This is a genomic window from Vibrio sp. YT-17, assembly GCF_033337375.1.
Classification (GTDB): Bacteria; Pseudomonadota; Gammaproteobacteria; order Enterobacterales; family Vibrionaceae; genus Vibrio; species Vibrio alginolyticus.
Genome location: NZ_JAWOQP010000133.1, coordinates 1 through 1,207, shown reverse-complemented (window position 1 = coordinate 1,207; position 1,207 = coordinate 1). Strand labels below are relative to the sequence as shown.

Sequence of the window (1,207 nt, the reverse complement as noted above, 5' to 3'; positions counted from 1 at the left end):
ATTCCTGTAGGTCTACACCACGTACTGAACTCTTTCTTCTGGTTTGGTATGGGTTCTTGTCAAGAAGTGCTAGTTTCTGGCGCAACAGCTGCTGGTCAAGCTCTTCCTGCACTACAACAACTTTGTGTTGACCCAGCTCTAGCTAAGACTCTTGTTGCTGGTCAAACTCACACATTTGAATTCGCTAACTCAGTAACTCCAGAAATTACAGCAACTGTTAAAGAAGTAACTGAAACAGTTAAATCTGGTGACCTACACCGTTTCTTCGGCGGCGATAAGAGCGCTGGTGTATTCATGAACGGTTTCTTCCCAGTAATGATGTTTGGTCTACCAGGTGCAGCACTTGCTATGTACCTAGCGGCTCCTGTTGAGAAACGTAGCCAAGTTGGTGGTGCATTGTTCTCTGTTGCATTCTGTTCATTCCTAACTGGTATCACAGAGCCTCTAGAGTTCATGTTCGTATTCCTAGCTCCTGCTTTATACGCGATTCACGCAGTGTTCACTGGTCTATCGCTAGTTGTTGCTAACATGCTTGGTACGCTACACGGCTTCACATTCTCTGCTGGTCTAATTGACTACTTGTTGAACTACGGTCTAGCAACTAAACCTCTACTACTAGGTGCAGTTGGTCTTGGCTTCGGTGCTCTTTACTTCTTCACATTCAGCTTCGCAATCCGCGCGTTTAACCTAAAATCGCCAGGCCGTGAAGATGATGATAGCCAAGCAGCAGCACCAGCAGGTGAAGCAAAAAGTGGTGACCTAGCTCGTCAATACCTAAAAGCGCTAGGTGGTCATGACAACCTAACTTCAATTGACGCATGTATCACTCGTCTACGTCTAACTCTGAAAGATCGTTCAGTAGCTGATGAAGAAGTGTTGAAGAAACTAGGTGCGAAAGGTGTTGTTAAACTAGGTGAAAACAACCTTCAAGTTATCCTTGGTCCTCTAGCAGAAATCGTTGCTGGTGAAATGAAAGCAATCGGCGCAAACGAAGACCTATCGAATGTAAAACTACCATAATTACATCGAACTAATATTTGATTAGAGACCTCCTTCGGGAGGTCTTTTTTTGTTTTAGTGCTTTGAATCTGCTGTGCATTCACGCGAACTCGATAAATATTGCCGTTTTAGCGCGAGTTCTTGTTGTCTAATGGCTTAGAATTGTGGATCATTAGAAACAATGTACTCTGTAAAACCATATCGGATA

The 1,207-nt window shown here is 43.8% G+C and carries 1 protein-coding gene; it reads left to right on the top strand.

Annotated features, from left to right (window positions below; translation table 11 throughout):
- Positions 1-1,020: PTS transporter subunit EIIC (locus R7F67_RS24430; RefSeq protein WP_318057491.1), on the top strand; the 1,020-nt coding region annotated here is incomplete at its 5' end.
- Between the last annotated feature and the right edge of the window lie 187 nt (positions 1,021-1,207).